This is a genomic window from Amycolatopsis sp. NPDC048633 (genome assembly GCF_040650695.1).
In the GTDB taxonomy this organism is placed as follows: Bacteria; Actinomycetota; Actinomycetes; order Mycobacteriales; family Pseudonocardiaceae; genus Amycolatopsis.
This window is the reverse complement of sequence record NZ_JBEZHS010000007.1, coordinates 185,173-207,683: the sequence shown is the minus strand read 5'-3', so window position 1 is coordinate 207,683 and position 22,511 is coordinate 185,173. Positions and strand designations below refer to the sequence as shown.

Genomic DNA, 22,511 nt, shown 5'->3' with positions numbered 1-22,511 from the left:
CCGCGGGTCCGGCATGGAGGTCGCGGTCGTGTCCGGTCTGTCCGGGGCGGGCCGCAGCACCGCGGCCAAGTGCCTGGAGGACCTGGGCTGGTTCGTCGTCGACAACCTGCCCCCGGAGCTGATCGCCACCATGGTCGAGCTGGGCGCGCAGGCGCGCGGCGCGATCACGAAGGTGGCCGTCGTCATGGACGTGCGCTCGCGCGCGTTCACCGACGACCTCGCCTCGGTCATCAAGGACCTGGACGCCCGGGGCTACAAGCCGCGGGTGCTGTTCCTGGAGGCGACCGACGCGGTGCTGGTGCGGCGCTTCGAGGCGGTCCGGCGCGGCCACCCGATGCAGGGTGACGGCCGGCTCGCCGACGGCATCACGGCGGAGCGGACGCTGCTGGAGCCGCTGCGCGAAGAGGCCGACCTGGTGCTCGACACGTCGTCGCTGTCGGTGCACGACCTGCGCGCCAAGATCGAGGACGCGTTCGGTTCGGAGGCGAGCACGCAGACCCGGGTCACGGTGCTGTCGTTCGGCTACAAGTACGGCCTGCCGATGGACGCCGACCTGGTGATGGACGTCCGGTTCCTGCCGAACCCGTTCTGGATCCCGGAGCTGCGCGAGCACACGGGCCTCGACGGCGAGGTCCGCAACTACGTCCTCTCGCAGGAAGGCGCCGAGGAGTTCCTCGACCGCTACCACCAGCTGCTGCGGCTGATCGGCGCCGGGTACAAGCGCGAGGGCAAGCGGTACCTGACGCTGGCCGTCGGCTGCACCGGCGGCAAGCACCGCAGCGTGGCGCTGTCGGTGGAGCTCGCCCAGCGTCTGTCCAAAGAGGACGGAATGGCCGTGAAGGTGGTGCACCGCGACCTTGGTCGTGAATAACGTGCGGGCGGTCGCCCTCGGGGGCGGCCACGGGCTGCACGCCACGTTGTCCGCGGTGCGGCGGGTGACCCCCGACGTCACCGCGATCGTCACCGTGGCCGACGACGGCGGGTCGTCCGGCCGGCTGCGGCGCGAGCTCGGGCTGCTGCCGCCGGGCGACCTCCGGCAGGCCTTCGCCGCGTTCGCCGCGGAAGACGGCGGCACGCTGTGGGCCGAGGTGTTCCAGCACCGCTTCGGCGGCGACGGCGCTTTGGCCGGGCACGCGGTGGGGAACCTGCTGCTGGCCGGCCTGTTCGAGGTGCTCGGCGACCCGGTCGCCGCGCTCGACGAGGCCTGCCGCCTGATGGGCGTCTCGGGCCGGGTGTTGCCGATGTCACCGGAGCCCCTGGAGATCGTGGGCCAGGTCAGCGGTCTCGACAGCGAGGATCCGGCGGCGCTGCGCACCATCCGCGGGCAGGTCGCGGTGGCGTCGACGCCGGGTCAGGTGCAGCGCGTCAGCCTGCACGCGCCAGGCGGCTCGGGGCGGCCGCCGCTGGCGTGCGAGGAAGCGGTGGAGGCGGTGCTGAGCGCCGACGTCGTCTTCCTCGGGCCGGGCTCCTGGTTCACGAGCGTTTTACCTCATCTCCTGGTGCCCGGCCTGCACGACGCCCTCGTGAAAACCACCGCGACGAAGGTGCTCGTGCTCAACCTTGTCCCCCAGCCGGGGGAAACCGCGGGGTTCTCGCCGGAGCGGCACCTGGACGTACTCTTCGAGCACGCGCCCGATCTGCGGGTCGACGCGGTGATCGCGGACCGCGATTCCGTGCCCGACCCGGCGAATCTCCGGCGCGCGGCCGAACGGCTCGGCGGGCACGCGCACCTGGGGGCGGTGGGCGACCCGGAAGTGGCGGGACGGCATGATCCTGATGCGCTCGCGCGATGTATGCGGGAGGCTCTCGGTCTCGGCAGGGGCGGGGAGCACGGGGGAGGAGCGAAAGGCAGGGAGGGGCAGTAATGGCGATGACCGCCGCGGTGAAGGACGAGCTGAGCCGGCTGGAGATCACGAAGATCGGGCCGCGCCGGGCGGAGGTCGCGTCGTTGCTTCGCTTCGCCGGCGGCCTGCACATCGTGGCCGGCCGGGTGGTCGTGGAGGCGGAGCTGGACACGGGCTCGGTCGCGCGACGGCTGCGCAAGGAGATCCACGAGCTGTACGGCCACCATTCGGACGTCCACGTCATCACCGCCAGCGGCGGCCTGCGCAAGGGCACCCGGTACGTCGTGCGCGTGGTCAAGGACGGTGAGGGCCTCGCCCGGCAGACCGGGCTGATCGACCAGCGCGGCCGTCCGGTGCGCGGGCTGCCCGCGGCCGTGGTGTCCGGTGGGGTGGCCGACGCGGAAGCGGCGTGGCGGGGCGCGTTCCTCGCGCACGGTTCGCTGACCGAGCCGGGCCGCTCGTCGTCGCTCGAGGTGACCTGCCCGGGTCCGGAGGCGGCGCTCGCGCTCGTCGGCGCGGCCCGCCGGATGGGCATCCAGGCGAAGTCCCGCGAGGTCCGCGGCGCCGACCGGGTGGTGGTCCGCGACGGCGACGCGATCGGCGCGCTGCTGACCCGCCTGGGCGCGCACACGAGCGTGCTGCAGTGGGAAGAACGCCGCATGCGCCGCGAGGTCCGCGCGACGGCGAACCGCCTGGCGAACTTCGACGACGCGAACCTGCGCCGCTCGGCCCGCGCGGCCGTCGCGGCGGCGGCCCGGGTCGAGCGGGCGCTGGAGATCCTCGGCGACACGGCCCCGGACCACCTGCTGGCGGCGGGCAAGCTCCGGCTGTCCAACCGGCAGGCGTCGCTGGAGGAGCTGGGCCAGCTGTCGGAGCCGCAGATGACGAAGGACGCGGTGGCCGGGCGCATCCGCCGCCTGCTGGCGATGGCGGACAAGCGGGCCAAGGACCTGAACATCCCGGACACCGAGTCCGCGGTCACCCCGGAGATGCTCGAAGAAGAAGACGAGGCGTAGCGGGGCCGGCTCACTGTTCTTCGGGAGCCTGGTCGCCGTGGTTCGGGCAGCCGGCCGCGCAGCGGGTGACGAGCAGCTGATCGGGCGCGTAGTCGTTGCCGCTGCCGGTGACCTCGGAACCGCCGTTCCTCGTCGTCCTGCTTTGACGCGTCCGTCATGCGTGCCCCGGTTCCACCTCGGTGCCGGGATCCTATGCCCGCGCCGGGCCCGGCAGGACCAGCGCCTCCGCCAGGCGCGCGGGGTTTTCCGGCGGTGCGGTTAACGGGATCGGTGCCGCCGGGGCGATCTCGTAACACCGCGGTAGCACCGGGGAGCGACCACCGAAACGCGGGACCTCGAACCTCGGGAAGGGATAGGCCGAACGAGGGAAGGGGAAAGCATGCGCAAGAGCAACGCGCGGCTGCAGGTGACGCCGGAGGTCGGCACCTGGCTCGCCCGGCGCAGCAGCAAGGCCGGCGACCGGACGACCGGCGAGCTGGTCGCGGCCAAACGCGGCACCACGGTCTCCGTGGTCATCCCGGCCCGGAACGAGGAAACGACCGTCGGCGCGATCGTCACCGCCATCCGCGAGGAGCTCCAGGGTGTGCTCGTCGACGAGATCCTCGTCGTCGACAGCGGGTCCACCGACGCCACCGCCGAGGTGGCCGCCGCGGCCGGCGCGCGCGTCGTCGCCCAGGATGCCGTCTATCCCGCCCTCGGGAGGCAGCAGGGCAAGGGCGAAGCGCTCTGGAAGGGCGTCGCCGCGACGACCGGCGACCTCGTCGTCTTCGTCGACGGCGACCTCCACGACTTCACCACGGACTACGTCACCGGGTTGCTCGGCCCGCTGCTCACCGACCCGTCGGTCGCCTACGTCAAGGGCTTCTACCACCGCCCGCTCGGGACCGAGGCGGACGGCGGCGGCCGCGTCACCGAGCTCGTCGCCCGGCCGCTGCTCAACATGTTCTGGCCGGAGCTGGCCGGGTTCGTCCAGCCGCTGGCCGGTGAATACGCGGGGCGGCGCGAGGTGCTGGAGAGCATCCCGTTCGTCGTCAACTACGGCGTCGAGGTCGGGCACCTCATCGACCTGCTGGAGCTGCGCGGCCTCGACGCGCTCGCCCAGGTCGACCTCGGCCACCGCGTGCACCGGCACCAGAGCACGCAGGCGCTGGGCCGGATGTCCGGGCAGATCATGCAGACGCTCTTCGACCGCCTGGAGCGCTACGACCGCCTGGTCACCGCGGTCCCGCCCGCGACGATCCTCGCCCAGTTCCAGCGGGGCAGCTCGGCGGACGGCGTCGAGCGCGAACTGGTGCTGACCGACCTGACGTCCGCGCAGCGCCCGCCGCTGGCCGGCCTGCCGTCGTCGATCCGGCCGGAGAACGCGCTGCAGGAGACGGCGTAGGTCAGGCGGGCACGCGGGCTTCCGACGGCTGCCACCCGGGCGGGCCGAGCACGAAGCCCGCGCGCTCGCGCCACGTCCGGGCTGCGCGGACGTCGCGCAGGATCGAGCCGTACTCGTGGAAGCCGACCCTGAGCAGGTTGTACGTCTCGATGTTCTTCGTCAGCCCGTACGTCGGCCGCTTGCCCTCCGGCACGAAGCTCGAGAACATCCGGTCCCAGATGATGAGGATGCCGCCGTAGTTGGCGTCCAGGTACTCGGCGTCGCTGCCGTGGTGGACGCGGTGGTGGGACGGGGTGTTGAAGACGTACTCGAACCAGCGCGGCAGCTTGCCGACCTTCTCGGTGTGCACGAAGAACTGGTAGACGAGGTCGATCGAGAGGCCGGTCAGGATCATCCACGGCGGGATCCCGCACAGCGCGAGCACCGACCAGAACGGCAGCTGGAAGTAGGGCGTCCACTTCTGGCGCAGCGCCGTCGAGAAGTTGTAGTGCTCGCTGGAGTGGTGCACCTGGTGACCGGCCCACAGCAGCCGCACCCGGTGGCTGGCGCGGTGGTAGGCGTAGAAGACCAGTTCCTGGCCGAGCAGCATGAGCACCCACGTCCACCAGTCGCGCGGGTCGAGCTTGACCGGCGCCAGCTCGAACAGCGCGGCGAACACGAAGAGCATCACCAGCCGGAACAGTGCGTTGACGCCGACCGCGACGGTGCCCATCAGCATGCTCGTGCGGGTGTCGGCCGGGCTGTAGCCGATGACGTTGTCGTCGTGCCCGAGCACGTGCACCGCGACGATCTCGATCGCCACGAACAGCACGAACACCGGGATCGCGAACAGCACGGGGTCGCGCAGGTGCGCCAGGAACTCGGCCACGTCGCCTCCTCTGATCTGACCTGACGGTAACTTACCCTCGGGTCACTTTACGCACGGTAGGGTCTCCGGCGTGACGGAGTCAAGGGCGGTCGGGACCAAGGGCATGCCGCGCGAAGAGCGCGAAGCCCAGCTCGTCGTGGCCGGCACGGAGGAGTTCGGCCGGGCGGGCTACGCGGGCGCGTCGATGGTCGAGATCGCGCGCCGGGTCGGCGTCACGAAGCCGTTGCTGTACCAGTACTTCGGCTCGAAGGACGGCCTCTACCTGGCCTGCCTGCACCGCGCGGGCGACCGCCTCACCGAGGGCGTCGCGACGACCATGGCGGCCGGCGGCGAGCCCGAGCGGATGCCGCTGAAGGTGCTCTCGGCGATCTTCACGACGTTCGACCACGACCGCTACGCGTGGCGCCTCCTGCGCGACGAGACGGTCCCGGCGACCGGTGAAATCGCGGCCGCGGCGGCCGACTACCGGCGCCGTCTGGCCGCGTTCGCCCTGCTGGGCGCGACCCAGCTGATGACGGCACGGGGGCTGGCCGACCCGGTCGACATCGAGGCCATCGCGCAGGTGTGGACGGGCGTGGTCGACTCGCTGATCAGCTGGTGGATCGACCGCCCGGACGAAGACGCGGTGGCGATGACGGCCCGGTGCGCGCGGATCATGGAGGGCCTGTTCGGCTGGTGACGCCGGTGTGGCTCGCGGGCCGGGGGAGGGCCCGCCGCGTGCTGCCTCAAGCCCGCAGCTCGGCCAGCACCCCACGCGCCTCCGCGAAGAACGCCGCCCCCTCGTCGCCGTACGTCACCGCCGCCGCCGACAGCGTGTGGCCCAGCGCTTCGAGCGGATCTTCCTGCGCCGCGCCGAAGACCGCCGGAAAGGCCATGGCCTGCTGCAAGGCGTTGTCGTGCCGGCCGTCCGGCGTCCGCACCAGCGTCCGCGGTACCTCGGGATCCGACAGCAGCCGATCCCACGCGGCCTTCCCGTCGTCGAACGGCGGCGGCAGCGGCCGCCCCTCCTCGAGCGCGCGCAGCCCGTCCGCGATCCAGCCGACCCGGTCCAGCCCTGCCCGCTCGAACGTCCGCCGGGCCACCCAGCGGGCCAGCGCGCGCTGAGCCTCGGGCGACGCCACCACCACGTCACCGGCCAAACCACGCTCCCGCTTCGCGAACTCCCGGAGAAACCCCGGCCGCAGAGCCAGAATCCGCTCGTTCGGCAGGGTGCCACCCCACTCTCGGAGCAGGCGCTCGTGTGCGGCCTTCGTCCGCGCCTCTTCCTCGGCCCGCTGCTGTGCCTCCCGGGCCTCGGCGAGCTCTTCGGGCGTCGGCGGCGGAGGCAGCTTCCGTGCGAAGTCGTGCCAGTACGCGGCGACCGCGCTGTGCTGCCGGACGACCGCGTCGGGTGCCGGCGGCGCGGGCCAGAACTGCAGCAGGTAGCTGTCCCGCGCGGGCTCGCCGTCGAGCCGGGTGTCCTGCTCTCGGCCGGCGTCCATCGCGGTGGCGCTGTAGCGGACGCGGTAGTCGCCCGGGGCCAGCTCGAGGTCCCACCAGTCCCCGCCGCCCCAGGTCACGAGCATCGCGCGGCCCTCCGCCCGGAACGGCGCCTCGACGACGTCCTCCCCGCCGGCGCCGGGCGGCTCGGTCTCGTGCACCTCGGCGGTGAACCCGACCTCGCCGGTGTGCAGGCCGGTGAGCAGGAAGAGCGTCCCCGCCACCGCCGCGCCGCACAGCCCGTTCCGCTGACCGGCGAAGCACGCCGAGAGGTCGCCTTCGAAGGGCTCACCGCCCTCGCTGTGGACGTAGAGCTGTCCATAGTGGACGTGGATGTCGCCGTGCACCACGGTTCGCATGCCGGCCATCCTGGCAGCGAGCACCGACAGTTCCGGCCGTTGACCGGCGTTCAAGACCACGGAGAGTGCCTCCCGGCGAAACTTTTCCCGAATGGCGTAGCGAAACCGGTACCGTTCGCGATTAATCAGGGAAGCCATCGTGTCGAGAGGTGTCCCATGCCCGAGTCCGTCGCCCCCGTCCCGGTCGATCCCCGCCTCGCCGCGCGGTTCACCGAGGACCTGCTCGACGGCTGCCGCGTCCTGGCGAAGGACTACGGCTACCGGCCGGCCCAGTTCGAGCGGATGGTGCGCGAGCACGGCGGCGTCGAAGCGGCCCGCCTGCTGCTGCGCGGCGAGGGCACCGCGGGCGGGTTCACCGTCCTGTGGGAGAAGAACCAGCTCGGCCGCAGCTCCGAGGCGACGATGCTCCGGGAGGAGTACATCGACCTGTTCACCCCCGACGAGCTCCTGCTGGCCCGGCGGCGGCTGGAGGAGCACGGCTTCGACGTCGACGCCCACCTGCGCGGCCTCGCCGAGCCGAGGTGAGGTGAGTGCGGCAGGGGTGACCGGCGCCGCTCCGGTCACCCCTGCCGCGGCTTCTAGGCCGTCCCGCCGGCCCTCGCGCCGCCCGGGAACTTCAGCCGCACGATCACGTTGTCCAGGACCGACGGCGTGCCGCCGTTCTTGTCGTTGTTCGTCGACGTCAGCCACAGCCCGCCGTCCGGGGTCTTCGTGACCGAGCGCAACCGGCCCCAGCGGCCGGAGAACAGCGTCGACACCGTGCCGACGCCGGTGCCCGCCGAGGTGATCTGCGTGGCGAACATCTGCTCGCCGGTGACGCCGGCGATGTAGATCCAGTCGTTGACGATCTCCAGCCCGGACGGCCCGGCCTGCGCCGTCGACCACGTCTTCTTCGGCGCGATGAAGCCGCTGCAGCTGCCCTGCGTGCCTTCGCAGCTCGGCCAGCCGAAGTTGCCGCCCTTCTGGATCAGGTTGAGCTCGTCCTGGCTGCTCTCGCCGAACTCCGCCGCCCACAGCTGCCCGCGGGAGTCCCAGGCCAGGCCCTGCGGGTTGCGGTGGCCGTAGCTCCAGACGTACCGGGCGTTGCCGCCGGTGGCGTAGAACGGGTTGTCGGACGGAGCCGAGCCGTCCGGGTTCAGTCGCAGGATCTTCCCGTTGAGCGAGCTCTTGTTCTGCGCGTTGTCACTGTTCTTCGCGTCGCCGACGGTGGCGTACAGCTTGCCGTCCGGGCCGAACTTGATCCGCCCGCCGTTGTGGTAGCGGTTCTTCGCGATCCCGGTCAGCACCGGCGTCGACGTCGAGGACAGCGTGGTGCCGTCGTAGGTCATCTTCACGATCCGGTTGTCCCCGGAAGCAGTGTGGTACAGGTAGACCGCGTGGTCGGACGCCCAGTTCGGCGAGATCGCCAGGCCGAGCAGGCCGCCTTCGCCGTTGGTGCCGACCGCGCCCGGCACCTTGCCCAGCGTGGTCTTCTGGCCGGACGGCGTCACCAGCAGGATCTCGAACCGGTCCCGCTCGGTCACCAGCGCGTTGCCGTTCGGCAGGAAGCCCACCGCCCAGCCGAGGTCGACCTTCGCGATGTCCTTGTCGTACTCCGGGATGCCGCCCGCGCCGCCCGGAGCGCTCGTCTTGGCGGTGACCGCGTTGCTCGCCGCGGAGCTGTTGCCGTCGGGGTCGCGCGCCTTGACCGTGAAGGTGTACGAGGTGCTCGGGTTCAGGTTCGTGACGGTCGTCCCGAGCGACGTCGTGGTCGCGACCTTCGTGGCGCCCTGGAAGACGTCGTACCCGGCGACCGTGCCGCCGTTGTCCGTGGAAGCGTTCCACGCCAGGGTAACGCTGTTCGCGGTGACGCCGGTGGAGCGCAGGTTGCCCGGCACGGTGGGCGGGGTGGTGTCGTCGCTCGGTGGCGTGGTGAAGGTGACCACGTTGCTCTGCTGCGACGGGTTGCCCGCGGCGTCGAACGCGCCGATCGAGATGTCGTAGGCGGTGTTCGGGGTCAGGTTGGTCACGGTCGCCGAGGTCGTGTTCCCGTCGACGGTCTTGAGGATGTTGCCGCCGCGGTTGATCTCGTAGCGCACGACGCCGACGTTGTCGGTCGCGGCGGTCCAGCCGAAGGTGGCCGCGGTCGGGAGGATGGTGCTCGCCGCGAGGTTCGACGGCGGCGACGGCGGTTCGCTGTCGCTCGGCGCGGTGAAGGTGTCGGTGAGCTTGTCCGCGTTCGGGCCGCCGTTGGCGGTGGTCGCCGTGGTCCGGACCTTGTTGACCCCGGCGGTCAGCTGCACGGTCGCGGTGACGGTCTTCCACGTCGTCCACGCGCCGGTGCCGGGGAAGTCGACGGTGCCCTTGTCCCCGCCGTCGACGACGAGCTTCACCGGCCGGTTGTCGGCGGTTCCGTTGGCGTAGCGGAAGGTCAGCGTGTGCGTGCCCGCCTGCGCGGCGTTCACGGAGTATTCGACGTAGCTGCCGGCGACGTTGTCGAAGTTGACGAACCCGGTGCCGGAGTAGCCGGCGTGGTTCGACTCGACGACGCCTTGGGCGATGACGGCGTTCTCGGACTCGTAATCCGTTGCCGCGGCGGCGAAAGCGCTTACCGGGCTGAGCGCGGTGAGGCCGAGCGCCGCGACGGCGGTACCGGCCAGTACCACGCGCCACGGTGGACGGGGTGCCACTGGGAGCCTCCTGCGTGGGTCGGGGGACAGGGGGAGACCGGGGCGGAACTGGTCGGCGGACCACCGGAATGGAGTAAATAGTTAGGAAAGTTTCCTATCTATGGGACAGATCTCACACCCTTCGAACGGGTCGTGTCAATACTCGACACGGGCGCTCACCCTTGGTGAAGAAGGGTTTCCCGCTGAGCGGTGCGCGTGCCCGGCGAACGGGTCGCTCGAGCGTCAGCCGACCGCGGCGGCGGTTTCGCTCGCCCAGTCGCGCGGAACGACGAAGGAAGCCAGTTCGGCCTCCGCGCTTCCGGGCTCGGGGGTGAAGCCGGATTCCCAGCGCGCCAGCGGCGGCAGCGTCATGCGGACGGTCTCGGCGTCGGCCGCAGCCCCGTGGGCGAGGGCGAACTCCACGTGCCGGCCGCGGCGGTGCAGCTGCCACTGCCGTTCGCGGTCGCCGTGCGGCAGGTCCTTCCGGCGCCGCACGATCGGGAAGTACGCGGGCGCGACGGTGGCGATCCCCGCCGCGGTGAACGCGGCCGCCCGCCGCCAGCCGTGCGGGCCGGGCGGGCACAGGTGGTCGAAGACGATGCCGCCGACGCCGCGCGGCTCGTCGCAGGGCAGCCGGAAGTGGTCGTCGCACGCCCGTTTCGCCTGCGCGTGGAACGCCGGGTCGAGGGTGTCGCAGTGGTTCTTGAGCGTCCGGTGGAAGTGGGCCGCGTCCTCGGCGAAGCCGTAGCAGGGCAGGAGGTCCGCCGCGCCGCCGAACCACCAGGAGCCCGCGTGTTCGCAGTACCGGAACGCGGCCTGGAACGCCGGGACGTACGGGTTGCGCGGGTGGATCGCGACGGTCAGCCCGAGGGTCCCGCCGCGGTTCACCGAAACGACGCAGGCGCGCTCGAAGACGTCCCCGTTCTCCAGCAACCGGGCACTGCCGAACCGGCCGAACCTGGCCCCGCCGTCCAGGCGTTCCAGCTCCGCGACCAGCTCCCGCTGGCCCGAGCTCATGATCGCCTTGACGGCGTCGCGTCTGCTGTCCTCACCCGAAAGCATGGCCCCACCCCCGCGGGCAGGGTACCGCGAAACCGCGCGAACCGAGGTCAGCCGGCGATCTCGGCCCGCGCGATCACCTTGGTGATCTTCGCCCGGACGAGCGACTCCTCGGGGACGGCGTTGCGCTTCCCGTACTCCTCGGCCCGCTCGGCGCCCATGTACCGGCCACCCAGCTTGGTCGCCCAGGCGAGCATCTCGTCGTAGTCGTGGGTCAGCCGCGCCTCGGCGGTGAACTGGACGTACGAGTACGGCGGCTCCTGGTCGTCGACGACGAGGGAGATCCGCGGGTCGCGGGCGATCGCCTTGCCCTTGAGGGTGTCGGTGCCCGTGGTGAAGACCAGCTCGTCGCCGTCGGGGCCCTCGTCCAGCAGGAACCAGATCGGGGTGACGATCGCGGCGCCGTTCGCCCGGACCAGGCCGAGCTTGCCCGTCCGGGTCCCCTCCGAAGCGAACTTCCACCACTCTTCGCGGCTCATCTCACGCATGAGGGGGACGTTAACCTGTCACCCGCGCGTGTGCAGAGGGTGGCCGACTAGCCTGGCCTGCTGTGCGAGACGACGACAGGGCCGCGATGGGACTGGCCGACGAGGGGCTGACCCGCCGGCTGAAGGCGCTCGCCTGCACCGCGCCGCTGCACGACCTCGACGCGCGGAAGGCGAAGCTCGACTGGGCCGACGCCACGATCTACCAGATGGCCGAGATCGCGCTGCACACGATCGACCAGGTCACCATCGCCATGGACTTCGACACCGGCGCCGGTCACGACGAGGTCATCGACCGGCTGCTGCCGTTCATCGCGCAGCAGGCGCCGTCGCGGATGCCCGAAGAACACGTCCGGGTGGCCAAGTGGGTCCTCGACAACCTGATCAACGTCGGCACCACCGACCGCGGCTTCCGGCGCGTCTACGGCTCGGTCGGGCCCGGCGGCTACCAGCGGCGCCAGTTCGACTTCAAGCTGCTCGTCGAGCTGGCCGCCCGGGACGGCGAGGTCTACCTGCGGGCCACCGACGAGGCGATCAACGTCCTCGTCGGCGCCCTCGACACCGACGTCGAGTCGGCGCAGATCGCCGCCGAGGTCAAGCTCGAGAACCTGATCGCGCGCGGCCGGCTGGCCGACGCCAAGCTGGCCGCCGAGCAGGCCCGCTACCGGACCGTCCAGTACGGCGAGACGCTGCGCGCGAAGCTCGACGCCACCCGCCGCGACGTCCGCTCGGTGGACTGGGAGCGTGAGGTCCCGGAGCTGCTCGACAGCGCGCTGAGCCACATCGAAGCCCGCTTCCGCGCCGAGAACGCCATCCTCAAGAACATCACCACCGCCCGCGACGAGACCGAGGACCTCGACCGCAAGCGCCGCGCCGCCGAGCTCGTCGACATCGTCGGCGACTGCATCCGGCGGCACACCCGGCTGCAGTCCCGGCTGGCGGACGCGGGTGCGGTGTTCCGCGCCGAGCAGGACCGTCAGCAGTTCTCCGGGCCGCCCCAGCGCGCCACCCTCGACCTGTTCGGCCAGCTCCTCGTGCCGACGCTCGGGCTGCCGCTGGCCGACGCCGTCGCGCCGGTCGAGCACTTCTTCCACGCCGCGGCCGGCATCACCGCGCCGGTCGTGCCGTCGCTGTCGGCCCTGGTGTCGCTGCTGCTGCGGCCCGCGCCGGAACGTGACCAGCTCGTCGGCGAGATCCCCGAGCCGGAGCTGATGCCCGCCGACATCACCGACAAGTTCGGCGACGACGTCTGGCGCGCGGCCGACGAGCTGCTCGACCTGCCCGAGGTGCCGCGCCGGCTCTCCGGCCTGCTCGAAGACGCCCGCCGCAGCCGCCAGCCCGGCCTCGCCGCCCTGGTCGCGCTGCGCGCGGTCCACGCCTACAGTCCCGGGGTCGGCGCCGCCCGGCGCCAGGGCGACCGCCAGGTCCTGCTCGCCGTCGACGACGGCACGCTGCTCGACGACCCGGACTTCGGCGGCGCCGACCTGCTGCTGTCCACGGCCGCCGTCGAGCGCGCCGACGAAGAAGAGAACGAGGAGGTCGCCTGACATGGCGCTGTCCCACAGCAGTGTGGACGCCGAGGCCGCGGCCCGGCTGGTCGCCTTCGGCATGCGGCCGAAGCAGCTGCCGGCGCGTGACGTCGTGTACGGCGACCTCGTGCGCCGCTACGGCGAGGACAACGCGTTCAAGGCGCTCACGCACGCCGTCGCCGCCGGGCTCGGGCTGATGGTGCTGGAGGTCAACCAGCAGGCCGGCGCGGTCCTGGCGGCCACCGACGAGTCCGTCTTCGAGATCAAGATGGACTCCTACGCCCGCCAGGCCAAGATCCGCGAGCGCCGCGAGACGGAGAAGGTGCTGCACGGCCTGATCCACCTCGCCACCGCCGCGCTGGGTTACCCGCGTCCCGACGACCTCGCCAACGACACCTACATCGGCCGCGTCAGCGTCGAACAGGTCGACGCGATGGTCCGCGAAGCCGCCCGGATGCTCGACGAACGCGCCGCCCAGGCCGAGGGCAACAACGACCCCCTGGCCGACGCGCCCGAGCTCGAACAGGCCTGGCGCGCCTACACCCGCCGTCCCGCGGCGGCGGCCACCAAGGACGGCCGCCTCGCCGCCGACACCACCCGCGGCATGGTCTCGCGCGCCCTGCGTTTCCTCGCCGACCAGGGTTTCCTGGTCCCGGTGAGCGACGAGCAGGGCGGCACCTACCGGACCACGCCGCGCTACCAGATCCAGGTGCGCGAACTCGCCGCCGACGCCGCCTTCGACGACCTGCTCGCCCTGGACGTCGTGGCCGTCGCGAACGCCGGGGGCACGCTGCGCGCGGCGTCCTCCGACACGCTCTAGAGGGGAATCGATGTACGAGCTTTCGCGGGTCCGCCTGCACTCGGTGGGCCCGGCGGGTGCCCGCTACCAGGACGTCGTGCTCGACTTCAGCGGCGTCGGCGCCAAGATCACCGCGCCCCAGCAGGACGCGCTGTTCAGCGCCGGCATCCACGCGACCGGCCCGGCCGAGCTGCGCCGCCCCTCACCGGCGAGCGTGCTGTTCCTCGAGAACGGCGGCGGCAAGTCCGTCCTGATCAAGCTGATCTTCTCGGTCATGCTGCCCGGCCGCCGCCAGGTCGTCGGCACCACGAGCACCAAGGTCCTCGAGAAGTTCGTCGCCGCCAAGGACGTCTCGCACGTCGTGCTGGAGTGGCTGCACGTCGAGAGCGGGCACCGGATCATCACCGGCAAGGTCTCCGAATGGCGCGGGCACGTCGTCTCCTCGGACTCGGAGAACCTCGCCGACTCCTGGTACTGCTTCCGCCCGACCGCCGCGCTCGGGCTCGATTCCCTGCCGATGACCCAGGACAGCCGGCTGCTCACCATGTCCGGCTTCCACGACAAGCTCGCCGCCGCGCAGTTGGCCGAGCCCGAGCTGGAGCTGTCCTGGACCCGCCGCCACCACGAGTGGACCGGCCGGCTCGACAGCCTCGGCCTCGACACCGAGCTGTTCCGCTACCAGCGCGCGATGAACGCCGGAGAAGGTGAAGCGGCGGACGCGTTCGCGTTCGGCACCGACGACGCGTTCGTCGACTTCCTGTTGAAAGCGGTGATCTCCGAGGACGAGCCGAAGGACCTCGCCGAGGTCGTCTCGACCTACTCGCACAACCTGGCCCAGCGCGGGGATCTGCTGTCCGAGCGCGACTTCGTGGCGGGCGCGCTGGACCTGCTGGGTCCGCTGGCCGACGAAGAAGGCGTCGCCGCCGAGTCGCGGAAGATCGCCGAGTCGGCCAAGGCCGCGATGGCCGAGCTGGCCGGGCGCGTCGTCGCGCGCGACGAGCTGGAGAACGCGCGGCTGTCCGGGCTGGAGGAGCACGTCACCGAGGTCAAGTCCGCGGAGAAGCTCGCCGAGGGCGACCACCGGCGGCTCGCCGCGGGGGTCACGGAGCTGCGTCGGCTCGTCGCCGTGCTGCGCCTCGACGAGGCTCAGGAGGCCCGCAAGCGCGTCGACGCCGAACTCGCGGACGCCAAGACCGCGGCCGAAGCCTGGCGCGAGACCGCGACCGTGCTCAACCAGCTCAACGCGGCGCGCAAGGCGAAGGACCTGCGTGAGCTCGTCGGCAGCCGTGAGGAGAAAGCGCGTCCCGCGCTGCAGGCGCGCAACGACGCGGCGGGTGCGCTGGCCCGCGGGCTCCAGTCGCTGGCGCAGGACGCCCAGCGACAGGCCGACAAGGCCGAGGCGCACGCGGGCGCGTTGCGCGCCGAGGCGGAGAAGGCCCAGACCGAACGCGACGAGGCCGCCAACCTCGCGGCCGGGCGCCGGGCCGAAGCCCGCGGGCTGACCACGCGGATCACCGAGCTGCGCGAAGAGGTCCAGAACGCCGTCCGCGCGGGGCTGCTGCCGTCGGGGGCCGACGTCGCGGAGGCGTCCCGGGCTTCGCGGGCCGCGGCCGAGTCCGCCACCGCCGAGCTGACCCGGCGCGAGCAGGAGCTCGACCGCGTCGCGACGGATCTGCAAGCGGCGCAACGGGCCGTGAACGAGGCGCACCAGCTGGCCGGCACCACCCAGGACCGCTTCGAGCGCGCCACCGAGGACCTCGACCGGGCGCACCGCCGCACGGACGCGCTCGCCGCCGAGGGCCGCCTGGTCGAGCTGCTCGGCGCCGACGACGTCGCGTTGGAGAGCGACCTGCCGGTGCTCCTGGAACGGCTGCGTGAAGCGAGCGCGTCCGTCGAGAAGGAGCAGACCGCGCTGCGGATGGAGGAGTCCGCCGACGAGCGGGCCCTCACGGCGCTCGGCTCCGGTGGCCTGCTGCCGCCGCCGCAAGACGTCCAGGCCGCCCTGGACGCTTTGGAAGAGGCCGGGATCACCGCGTGGTCCGGCTGGCGCTATCTGTCCAAACTGGACTCAACGCGCCGGGACGAAGTCCTGGAAAGCCTGCCGCAGCTGGTTTCCGGCGTGCTGCTCAACGACACCGCCCACGCCGATCGCGCCCGCGAAGTCCTGACGAAGCGGCGGCTGCTGCCGAGCGCGATCATCGCCGTCGGGACGACCGAAGCGCTGCTGGCCGAGGCGCCCGCCGCGCCCGGCGTCGAGTTCCTCGTGCCGCCGAACCCCGCGATGTACGACGAAGAGGCCGCCGACGCCGAGCGCGAAGCCGTGGCACGGCGGAACACCGAGCGGCAGCGACGGCTGGAAGCCTTGTCCGCCAAGCTGTCCGCGGACGGCGCCTTGACCTGGAAGCTCACCACCTGGCGCGAGGACTACCCGCCCGGCGCCGTCGCGACCCTGGCCGAGCAGGCCCAGGCGGCCCGGACCGCGCGCGAGACCGCGCGCACGGCGCTGCAGCAGGCCGACGCGGAGTTCGCGCGGTTGAGCGAAAAAGCCGTGGCGCTGCGGGAGCGCGTCCCGGAGCTGCGGGCGGCCGCGACCGAGGCCGAAGAGAAGGCGCGCCGGCTCGGGGAGCTGGGCGCCCGCAGCGCGCGGATCACCGAATGGACCGAAGAGGTCGAGCGCGCCACCGAGGTCGCCGAACGCGCCGACCTGCAAGCCGCCGACGCCGCGGGCAAGGCCGCACGGCTGCGCGAGCAGGCGGGGGAGGAGCAGCGCACCGCCGACGGGCACCGCCGGACCGCGACGACCGCGCGCGCCGAGCTGGCCGAGGTCCCGGGCGCGGCCGAAGCGGCGGACGGCCCGGTGCCGGCCGAGCCCGTCGACGCGCTGCGGCGGACGTACTTGTCGGCGTCCGAGTCGTACGCGAAGGTCGAGGTCGGCAGCGACCTGCGGGCCGAGCTGGAGCAGGCCGAGTCCGCCGAAGCCGCCGCGGGATCGGCCGTGGAATCCCTCGACGAAGCCGTCCGCGTCCGCGCCGCCGAGCTGCTCGAGACGCCGGATGGCTCCGACGCTTCGGCCCGCGCGGCCGCGTTGGCGCGTGCCCGCCGGGTCGTCGACGGCCTGGAGGACGAGCGCACCGAAGCCATCGGGCTCGTCTCGACGCGGCGGGCCGAGCTGGACGCGCTGCCGCTGCAGAACGGCGTCAACGGTGAGAAGCCGCGGGACATCGAGCACGGCCTGGAGCTGATCGACGCCGCCGGCCTGGAGGCGTCCGCAGCCGCGCGGAAGTGGGAAGAGCTGCAGGAACGCCGGGCGGCAGCCGAGGCGACGCTGGAGTCGGCGCGCAGTTCGGCGTCCGGGTTCTCGCTGCTCGCCGAGTCGATGGCCCACCTGGTGACCGACACGGATGCCGCCGCCTACGACGGCGACGTCGAGACCGCGCGAGCCCAGCACGGCCGCCTGAACGCCACGTTCGGCGAGGCCCAGGAAGCCGCCGACACGGGCGACCGCCGGGTGCGCGCGGCCGCCGACCAGCTCGCGCAGTACGCGACGGAGAAGCGGTTCGAGAAGCTGAGCACGCCGGTGCGCCAGCAGGTCATCTCGGTCAAACGCGACCAGCTCCCGGCGCACGCCGCCGAGTGGGCGGAGGCGCTGCGGCCGCGGCTGCGGTCACTGACCGACGACCTCGCGCAGATCGACCGGCACCGCGGCGGCATCATCACGCGGCTGCAGGGCATGGTCGACGGCGCGCTCCGGACGTTGCGCTCCGCCCAGCGCGTCTCCCGGCTGCCCGACGGTCTCGGCGACTGGTCCGGCCAGGAGTTCCTCCGCATCCGCTTCACGGAGCTGGAGGACAACGCGCTCATCGAGAAGCTCGGCGAGGTCGTCGACGAGGCCGCGGTGGGCAAGACCGCCGACGGCCGCGACGTCAAGCGTGACGGCCTTTCCCTGGTGCTGCGCGGGGTCCGGGCCGCGGCGCCCAAGGGCTTCCGCGTCGACATGCTCAAGCCGGACTCGGTGCTGCGGACCGAACGCCAGCGCGTCTCGGAGATCCGGGACGTGTTCTCCGGCGGCCAGCAGCTGACCGCGGCGATCATCCTGTACTGCACCCTGGCCGCGCTGCGCGCCAACAACCGCGGCAAGGTCCGCAACCGGCACTCCGGCGTGCTGTTCCTGGACAACCCGATCGGCCGCGCGTCCGCCGGGTACCTCCTGGAGCTGCAGCGGGCGGTGGCCGAGGCGCTGGGCGTCCAGCTCATCTACACGACGGGCCTGTTCGACGCGGGCGCGCTGTCGGAGTTCCCGCTGATCGTGCGGCTGCGCAACGACGCCGACCTGCGAGCCGGGCGCAAGTACCTGTCGGTGGACTCGACGGTCCGCAACTCCCTGGACGACCTGGGCGACCCGGACGGTGTCGCGCGGCTGTCGGCGACGCGGATGTTCAGCCGGCCGGCCGAGTCCGCGGATTCCGCCGAGGACGAACAAACGGCCTGACGGGAACATCTCCCGCGGTTCCGTGGTTGCCCGGCGCATGACGAACCTGGGGGCGCTGGGCGCCACATTGGGCACGACCGGGCCGGAGACCGTCGCGGCCGCCGCCGAACTGGACGAGCTGGGCTACGCCACGCTGTGGCTGGCCGGCGGGCAGGGCAACAACCTGCCGCTGATCACCGACGTGATCCACGGGACCGCGAAGATCCCGGTGGCCAGCGGCATCCTGCCGGTCGACCGGGTACCTCCCGCGGAGGTGGCCCGGGCGTACGCGGACCTGCCGGCCGGCCGGTTCGTCGTCGGCCTGGGCGGCGCCCACGGCCCGCGGCCGCTGGCCACGCTGAACGACTACCTCGACGAGCTCGACGACACCGTCCCCGCGTCCGAGCGCATCCTTTCGGCGCTGGGCCCGAAGATGCTGGAGCTGTCGCGGGACCGCGCGTCGGGCGCGTACCCGTTCCTGGTGACGACGGACTACGTCGCGTCGGCCCGGGAGATCCTCGGCGCGGGCAAGCAGCTGATCGTGCTGCTGAGCGTCGTCCCGGAGCGCGACGCCGCCACCGCGCGCGAGCAGGCCCGGTCCGGTTCGCTGCGGTTCCTGGCCGGGATGCCCGGCTACGCGAACAACTTCCGTCGCATGGGCTTCACCGACGCCGACATCACGGACCTCTCCGACCGGCTCGTCGACGGGCTCACGGTGCGCGGCGACCTCGACACGGTCGTGGCCCGGCTGCGCGAGTACCGGGCCGCGGGGGCCGACCAGGTCGTCGTCCCGGCCGGTGACCTGCCCCGCGAGTGGTGGCCGGCGCTGGCGGAGGCTCTGCGGTGACCGCCCGGGCCCGCGGGCTCACGCACGCGCTCCCGGCGGAGGTGGCCCTGCAGGACGCCCTCGCCGCGGTCGCCGATCCGGTGCGCCGCAGCATCTTGCGTGAGCTCGCGGAGGTCCCGGAGTGGACGAAGGCGTGCGGCACGTTCGACCTGCCGGTGGCGAAGGCGACGCTCAGCCACCACTTCTCGGTGCTGCGCGCGGCAGGTCTGATCGAGCAGCGCGACGCGGGCCCGCGCCGGCTGAACCGCTTGCGGCGCCCGGAGTTCGACGCGGCCTTCCCGGGGCTGCTGGACCTGGTGCTCAGTCACCCCGGCCGGTGAAGGCGAGGGTGGTGCCGAGGCCGATCATGACGAGGCCGCCGGTGCCGCCGACCATTTCGAGGCGTTTCGGTGAGCGGGCGAACCACGCGCGGGCGGTGCCCGCCACCAGCGCCCAGGCGGTGTCGGTGGCGAGCGCGATCGCCGGCAGGCACAGGCCGAGCAGCAGCATCTGGACCGCGACGGAGCCGGCGGCCGGCTCGACGAACTGGGGCAGCAGCGCCGCGAGGAACACGATCGACTTCGGGTTCGCGAAGCCGACGACGAACCCGTCGCGCAGCACGGTCAGGACGCGGCCGGGCGTGGCGCGCACCTTCGCGGCCATCGCGTCGGTGAGCTTCCGCCGGTGCCGCAGAGCCTGGATGCCCAGGTACACCAGGTAGAGCGCGCCGGCGATCTTGATCGCGGTGAACGCCGCGGCCGACGTCGTCACGAGCACGCCGAGGCCGAACGCGACCGCGACGACCTGGGTGTAGACGCCGACGGAGTTGCCCACGACGGTGAGCAGCGCGTCGCGCCGCCCGACCGTGAGCGCGCGGCTGATGGTGAAGAGCACGCTCGGACCGGGGACGACGACCATGAGGAACGTCAGAGCGGCGAAGGCCGCGAAGTGCGCACCGGAGACCATGGCGCGAGCGTAAAGGTGTCCTGGCCGGACGACCAGGCGTTTTTGTCGGTGCCGGGTGGTATCAACAGCGGGTGCCTCCTCCGACGATCAGCACCGAGCAGCGCCGGGCCCGCCTCGCGGTCCGGCACCACCTGGCCGCGCCCGCGGCCACGGTTTCCGACGCCGTGGCCGGGGTGGTGGCCCTGCACGCCACCGACCCGGCGACCGTCCACCTTTCGGCGTGCGCCCGGCTCGCTTCACCCGCGATCGCCGCGGTGGAACGGGCGTTGTACGAAGACCGCACCCTGTTGCGGCTGCTGGGCATGCGCCGCACGGTGTTCGTCACCGGGCTGGACACCGCGGCGCTCGTGCAGGCGGGGTGTTCCGCGGACATCGAGGTCAAGCAGCGGAAGCTCCTGGAACAGCACCTCGGGCAGCAGGGGCACCCGGAGAACGTGCCGGAGCCGGGGAAGTGGCTGCTCGAGGTCGAGGCGTCGGTCGAGGCGGCGCTGCGGGCCCGCGGCTCGGCGACGGCGCAGCAGCTGAGCGAGGACGAGCCCCGGCTGCGGCAGCAGCTGCTGATGGCGGCGGGGAAGCCGTACGAGGCGATCGGCAACGTCACCAGCCGGGTGCTGTTCCTCCTGGCGGCCGGCGGCCGGATCGCGCGCGGCCGCCCGCGCGGGAGCTGGATCAGCACCCAGTACGTGTGGCATCCCCTGGACGAGTGGGTCCCCGGGCTGCCGGTGTGGGGCGCGGAGGAGGCGCGGGTGGAGCTGGCCCGGCGCTGGCTGCACGCGTACGGCCCGGCGCCGGTGACCGACCTGCGCTGGTGGACGGGCTGGACGGCGGGACAGACGAAGAAGGCATTGGCGGCGTTGTCACCAGTGGAGGTCGACCTCGGCGGCGTGCCCGGCATCGTCTTGGCGGACGACCTCGAGCCGGTGCCCGAGCCACCGCCGTGGGCGGCGTTCCTCCCGGCGCTGGACCCGACGCCGATGGGCTGGCAGGAGCGCGACTGGTACCTGGGTGCGCACCGGGCGGCGCTGTTCGACCGCAGCGGGAACATCGGCCCGACGATCTGGCTGGACGGCCGGGTGGTCGGCGGGTGGGCCCAGCGCCGGTCGGGCGAGATCGCGGTCCGCCTGCTGGAGGACGTGGGTGCCGACGGCCGCGCGATGGTCGAGGCGGAGACGGACCGGTGCGCGAAGTGGTTCGGCGAGGTCCGGGCGACCCCCCGGTTCCGGACACCGCTCGAACGCGAGCTGGCGGGGTAGGGAGGGGACTGGGGTGTGCGCCGAGCCGGAGCGTCGAAGAGCGGCTGCCGGGATCGGGTGCCCCCGCGGTGGTACCGGAGGGCCGTTGCCGAGGGCGGGTGTGCGCCGAGGAGGTTCGCCCCCGGCCGTGCCCATCCCGGTGGCCCTGGATCGGTCGAGTCATCGACCTCACGCCCGCCCCGGAGGCCGGCCTCGGCCTTCTCCCAAACCGCCTTTCCCGGTCCGGAAGCACCCCCGTGACTGAATCGTTCAACTCGTCCATCCGGCCCACCGCCGCCGACCCGCCCAAACCCCGCGTAGCCAGCCGGAACCGGTTTCACGCCCCGAACCGCCGGCCCGGACTGGTCCACCCCGTAAACCCCCTGCTGGACCACCCGGCTTCTTAATCGATTCTTGACCCGTTCGCCAAGTGGTGGAAGTCTCGTCAGGGCAGTCAGGGACGCGCATGCCCGCACGCTAGGGTTGCCGCGAGCCCGCAAGTCACGGCCGGCGTTCCCGGCCGATCCTCAGAGGAGTGGCAGCAGTGACCGTTCGCGTAGGTGTCAACGGCTTCGGCCGCATCGGCCGCAACTTCTTCCGCGCCGTGCAGGCCAGCGGCCACGACATCGAGGTCGTCGCCTTCAACGACCTCGGCGACGTCGCCACCATGGCCCACCTGCTGAAGTACGACTCGATCCTGGGTCGCTACCCGGGTGAGGTCAGCGTCAGCGACGAGGGCATCGTCGTGGACGGCAAGACCATCAAGGCCCTCGCCGAGCGCGACCCGGCCAACCTGCCCTGGGGCGACCTGGGCGTGGACGTCGTGGTCGAGTCCACCGGCTTCTTCACCAACGCCGACGCCGCCAAGGCGCACATCGCCGGTGGCGCCAAGAAGGTCATCATCTCCGCGCCCGCCAAGGGCGAGGACCTGACCGTCGTCCTCGGCGTCAACGACGACAAGTACGACGGCTCGCAGAACATCATCTCCAACGCCTCGTGCACCACCAACTGCCTCGGCCCGCTGGCGAAGGTCCTCAACGACTCGTTCGGCATCGAGCAGGGCCTGATGACCACGATCCACGCGTACACGCAGGACCAGAACCTGCAGGACGGCCCGCACAAGGACCTCCGCCGCGCCCGCGCCGCCGCGCTGAACGTGGTCCCCGCCTCGACCGGCGCCGCGAAGGCGATCGGCCTGGTGCTGCCGGAGCTGCTGGGCAAGCTGGACGGTTACGCGCTGCGCGTCCCGGTGCCGACAGGCTCGGCGACCGACCTCACGGTGACCCTGAAGAAGGCCGCCACCCTCGAGGAGATCAACGCCGCGTACAAGGCCGCTGCCGACGGCCCGCTGGCCGGCATCCTGCGCTACTCGGTCGACCCCATCGTGTCCTCGGACATCGTCACCGACCCGGCGTCCTGCATCTACGACTCGCCGCTGACCAAGGTCATCGGCAACCAGGTCAAGGTCGTCGGCTGGTACGACAACGAGTGGGGCTACTCCAACCGCCTCGCCGACCTGATCAAGCTCGTCGGTTCGAAGCTCTGAGCC

Annotated in this window: 19 protein-coding genes; 13 read left to right on the top strand and 6 right to left on the bottom strand. The window is 72.3% G+C overall.

The window, feature by feature from the left end:
* The first annotated feature begins 13 nt into the window (after positions 1–13).
* The 4 genes from rapZ to AB0C38_RS16545 all read left to right on the top strand — a co-directional run bounded on the left by rapZ (position 14) and on the right by AB0C38_RS16545 (position 4,244).
* Complete coding sequence (gene rapZ / locus AB0C38_RS16560; RefSeq protein WP_003101350.1) at positions 14–871, top strand: RNase adapter RapZ; 858 nt, start codon at positions 14–16, stop codon at positions 869–871.
* A 1-nt stretch (position 872) separates the two neighbouring features.
* Positions 873–1,865 carry a uridine diphosphate-N-acetylglucosamine-binding protein YvcK gene (yvcK, locus tag AB0C38_RS16555; protein WP_360673216.1) on the top strand — a complete coding sequence of 331 codons (993 nt, stop codon included), beginning with the start codon at positions 873–875 and terminating at the stop codon, positions 1,863–1,865.
* A complete protein-coding gene (gene whiA, locus AB0C38_RS16550) occupies positions 1,865–2,860 on the top strand; it encodes a DNA-binding protein WhiA (protein WP_360673213.1) in 996 nt (331 codons plus the stop codon). Before yvcK ends, whiA begins: the two co-directional genes overlap by 1 nt.
* Positions 2,861–3,239: 379 nt before the next feature.
* Positions 3,240–4,244, top strand: a complete 1,005-nt coding sequence (locus AB0C38_RS16545; RefSeq protein WP_360673210.1) for a glucosyl-3-phosphoglycerate synthase — start codon at positions 3,240–3,242, stop codon at positions 4,242–4,244.
* 1 nt (position 4,245) lies between these two features.
* Here AB0C38_RS16545 and AB0C38_RS16540 read toward each other — a convergent pair whose 3' ends face one another.
* A complete protein-coding gene (locus tag AB0C38_RS16540) occupies positions 4,246–5,112 on the bottom strand; it encodes a sterol desaturase family protein (RefSeq protein WP_360673207.1) in 867 nt (288 codons plus the stop codon).
* Positions 5,113–5,182: 70 nt separating this feature from the next.
* Here AB0C38_RS16540 and AB0C38_RS16535 point away from each other — a divergent pair, with 70 nt between their 5' ends.
* Entirely contained in the window at positions 5,183–5,791 is a 609-nt protein-coding gene (locus tag AB0C38_RS16535; protein ID WP_360673205.1) for a TetR/AcrR family transcriptional regulator, read from the top strand.
* Positions 5,792–5,837: 46 nt separating this feature from the next.
* Here the strand turns inward: AB0C38_RS16535 and AB0C38_RS16530 are convergent, their stop codons facing one another.
* Positions 5,838–6,950 carry a hypothetical protein gene (locus tag AB0C38_RS16530; protein WP_360673202.1) on the bottom strand — a complete coding sequence of 371 codons (1,113 nt, stop codon included), beginning with the start codon at positions 6,948–6,950 and terminating at the stop codon, positions 5,838–5,840.
* A gap of 156 nt (positions 6,951–7,106) precedes the next feature.
* Here AB0C38_RS16530 and AB0C38_RS16525 point away from each other — a divergent pair, with 156 nt between their 5' ends.
* Positions 7,107–7,475: a hypothetical protein gene (locus AB0C38_RS16525; RefSeq protein WP_360673199.1), complete on the top strand. Its 369-nt coding sequence runs from the start codon at positions 7,107–7,109 to the stop codon at positions 7,473–7,475.
* A gap of 53 nt (positions 7,476–7,528) precedes the next feature.
* Here the strand turns inward: AB0C38_RS16525 and AB0C38_RS16520 are convergent, their stop codons facing one another.
* The 3 genes from AB0C38_RS16520 to AB0C38_RS16510 all read right to left on the bottom strand — a co-directional run bounded on the left by AB0C38_RS16520 (position 7,529) and on the right by AB0C38_RS16510 (position 11,145).
* Positions 7,529–9,619, bottom strand: coding sequence for a PQQ-dependent sugar dehydrogenase (locus tag AB0C38_RS16520; RefSeq protein WP_360673196.1), 2,091 nt, complete (start codon positions 9,617–9,619; stop codon positions 7,529–7,531).
* Between the two features lie 222 nt (positions 9,620–9,841).
* Positions 9,842–10,660 carry a coproporphyrinogen III oxidase gene (locus AB0C38_RS16515; RefSeq protein ID WP_360673193.1) on the bottom strand — a complete coding sequence of 273 codons (819 nt, stop codon included), beginning with the start codon at positions 10,658–10,660 and terminating at the stop codon, positions 9,842–9,844.
* Between the two features lie 47 nt (positions 10,661–10,707).
* A complete protein-coding gene (locus AB0C38_RS16510; RefSeq protein WP_360673191.1) occupies positions 10,708–11,145 on the bottom strand; it encodes a PPOX class F420-dependent oxidoreductase in 438 nt (145 codons plus the stop codon).
* An 86-nt stretch (positions 11,146–11,231) separates the two neighbouring features.
* Here AB0C38_RS16510 and AB0C38_RS16505 point away from each other — a divergent pair, with 86 nt between their 5' ends.
* Genes AB0C38_RS16505 through AB0C38_RS16485 form a run of 5 tightly spaced genes read left to right on the top strand, consistent with a single transcriptional unit; the run spans position 11,232 to position 19,105 of the window.
* Positions 11,232–12,689 carry a hypothetical protein gene (locus AB0C38_RS16505; RefSeq protein ID WP_360673419.1) on the top strand — a complete coding sequence of 486 codons (1,458 nt, stop codon included), beginning with the start codon at positions 11,232–11,234 and terminating at the stop codon, positions 12,687–12,689.
* Between the two features lies 1 nt (position 12,690).
* Positions 12,691–13,491, top strand: coding sequence for a hypothetical protein (locus AB0C38_RS16500; RefSeq protein ID WP_360673188.1), 801 nt, complete (start codon positions 12,691–12,693; stop codon positions 13,489–13,491).
* Positions 13,492–13,501: 10 nt separating this feature from the next.
* Positions 13,502–17,959: a hypothetical protein gene (locus AB0C38_RS16495; RefSeq protein WP_360673185.1), complete on the top strand. Its 4,458-nt coding sequence runs from the start codon at positions 13,502–13,504 to the stop codon at positions 17,957–17,959.
* 37 nt (positions 17,960–17,996) lie between these two features.
* Positions 17,997–18,785 (top strand): TIGR03620 family F420-dependent LLM class oxidoreductase, encoded by a 789-nt coding sequence (locus tag AB0C38_RS16490; RefSeq protein WP_360673182.1) that lies wholly within the window; start codon positions 17,997–17,999, stop codon positions 18,783–18,785.
* Complete coding sequence (locus tag AB0C38_RS16485; RefSeq protein WP_360673180.1) at positions 18,782–19,105, top strand: helix-turn-helix domain-containing protein; 324 nt, start codon at positions 18,782–18,784, stop codon at positions 19,103–19,105. Before AB0C38_RS16490 ends, AB0C38_RS16485 begins: the two co-directional genes overlap by 4 nt.
* Here AB0C38_RS16485 and AB0C38_RS16480 read toward each other — a convergent pair.
* The gene (locus tag AB0C38_RS16480; RefSeq protein ID WP_360673177.1) at positions 19,086–19,730 is read right to left on the bottom strand and encodes a LysE family translocator; all 645 of its coding nucleotides are present in this window, start codon (positions 19,728–19,730) and stop codon (positions 19,086–19,088) included. The genes AB0C38_RS16485 and AB0C38_RS16480 overlap by 20 nt on opposite strands.
* A gap of 71 nt (positions 19,731–19,801) precedes the next feature.
* Between AB0C38_RS16480 and AB0C38_RS16475 the strand changes: the two genes are divergently transcribed.
* Positions 19,802–20,983, top strand: coding sequence for a winged helix DNA-binding domain-containing protein (locus tag AB0C38_RS16475; RefSeq protein WP_360673175.1), 1,182 nt, complete (start codon positions 19,802–19,804; stop codon positions 20,981–20,983).
* A 523-nt stretch (positions 20,984–21,506) separates the two neighbouring features.
* The gene (gene gap / locus AB0C38_RS16470) at positions 21,507–22,508 is read left to right on the top strand and encodes a type I glyceraldehyde-3-phosphate dehydrogenase (protein WP_360673173.1); all 1,002 of its coding nucleotides are present in this window, start codon (positions 21,507–21,509) and stop codon (positions 22,506–22,508) included.
* Positions 22,509–22,511: the final 3 nt, after the last annotated feature.

Bases quoted from the DNA above. Each gene is read 5' to 3' on its own strand.
- AB0C38_RS16530 (WP_360673202.1), bottom strand. From the start codon at position 6,950: ATGCGAACCGTGGTGCACGGCGACATCCACGTCCACTATGGACAGCTC.
- rapZ (WP_003101350.1), top strand. From the start codon at position 14: ATGGAGGTCGCGGTCGTGTCCGGTCTGTCCGGGGCGGGCCGCAGCACC.
- AB0C38_RS16525 (WP_360673199.1), top strand. From the start codon at position 7,107: ATGCCCGAGTCCGTCGCCCCCGTCCCGGTCGATCCCCGCCTCGCCGCG.
- AB0C38_RS16515 (WP_360673193.1), bottom strand. From the start codon at position 10,660: ATGCTTTCGGGTGAGGACAGCAGACGCGACGCCGTCAAGGCGATCATG.
- AB0C38_RS16500 (WP_360673188.1), top strand. From the start codon at position 12,691: ATGGCGCTGTCCCACAGCAGTGTGGACGCCGAGGCCGCGGCCCGGCTG.
- AB0C38_RS16480 (WP_360673177.1), bottom strand. From the start codon at position 19,730: ATGGTCTCCGGTGCGCACTTCGCGGCCTTCGCCGCTCTGACGTTCCTC.
- AB0C38_RS16495 (WP_360673185.1), top strand. From the start codon at position 13,502: ATGTACGAGCTTTCGCGGGTCCGCCTGCACTCGGTGGGCCCGGCGGGT.
- AB0C38_RS16490 (WP_360673182.1), top strand. From the start codon at position 17,997: ATGACGAACCTGGGGGCGCTGGGCGCCACATTGGGCACGACCGGGCCG.
- AB0C38_RS16545 (WP_360673210.1), top strand. From the start codon at position 3,240: ATGCGCAAGAGCAACGCGCGGCTGCAGGTGACGCCGGAGGTCGGCACC.
- AB0C38_RS16510 (WP_360673191.1), bottom strand. From the start codon at position 11,145: ATGCGTGAGATGAGCCGCGAAGAGTGGTGGAAGTTCGCTTCGGAGGGG.
- whiA (WP_360673213.1), top strand. From the start codon at position 1,865: ATGGCGATGACCGCCGCGGTGAAGGACGAGCTGAGCCGGCTGGAGATC.
- AB0C38_RS16505 (WP_360673419.1), top strand. From the start codon at position 11,232: ATGGGACTGGCCGACGAGGGGCTGACCCGCCGGCTGAAGGCGCTCGCC.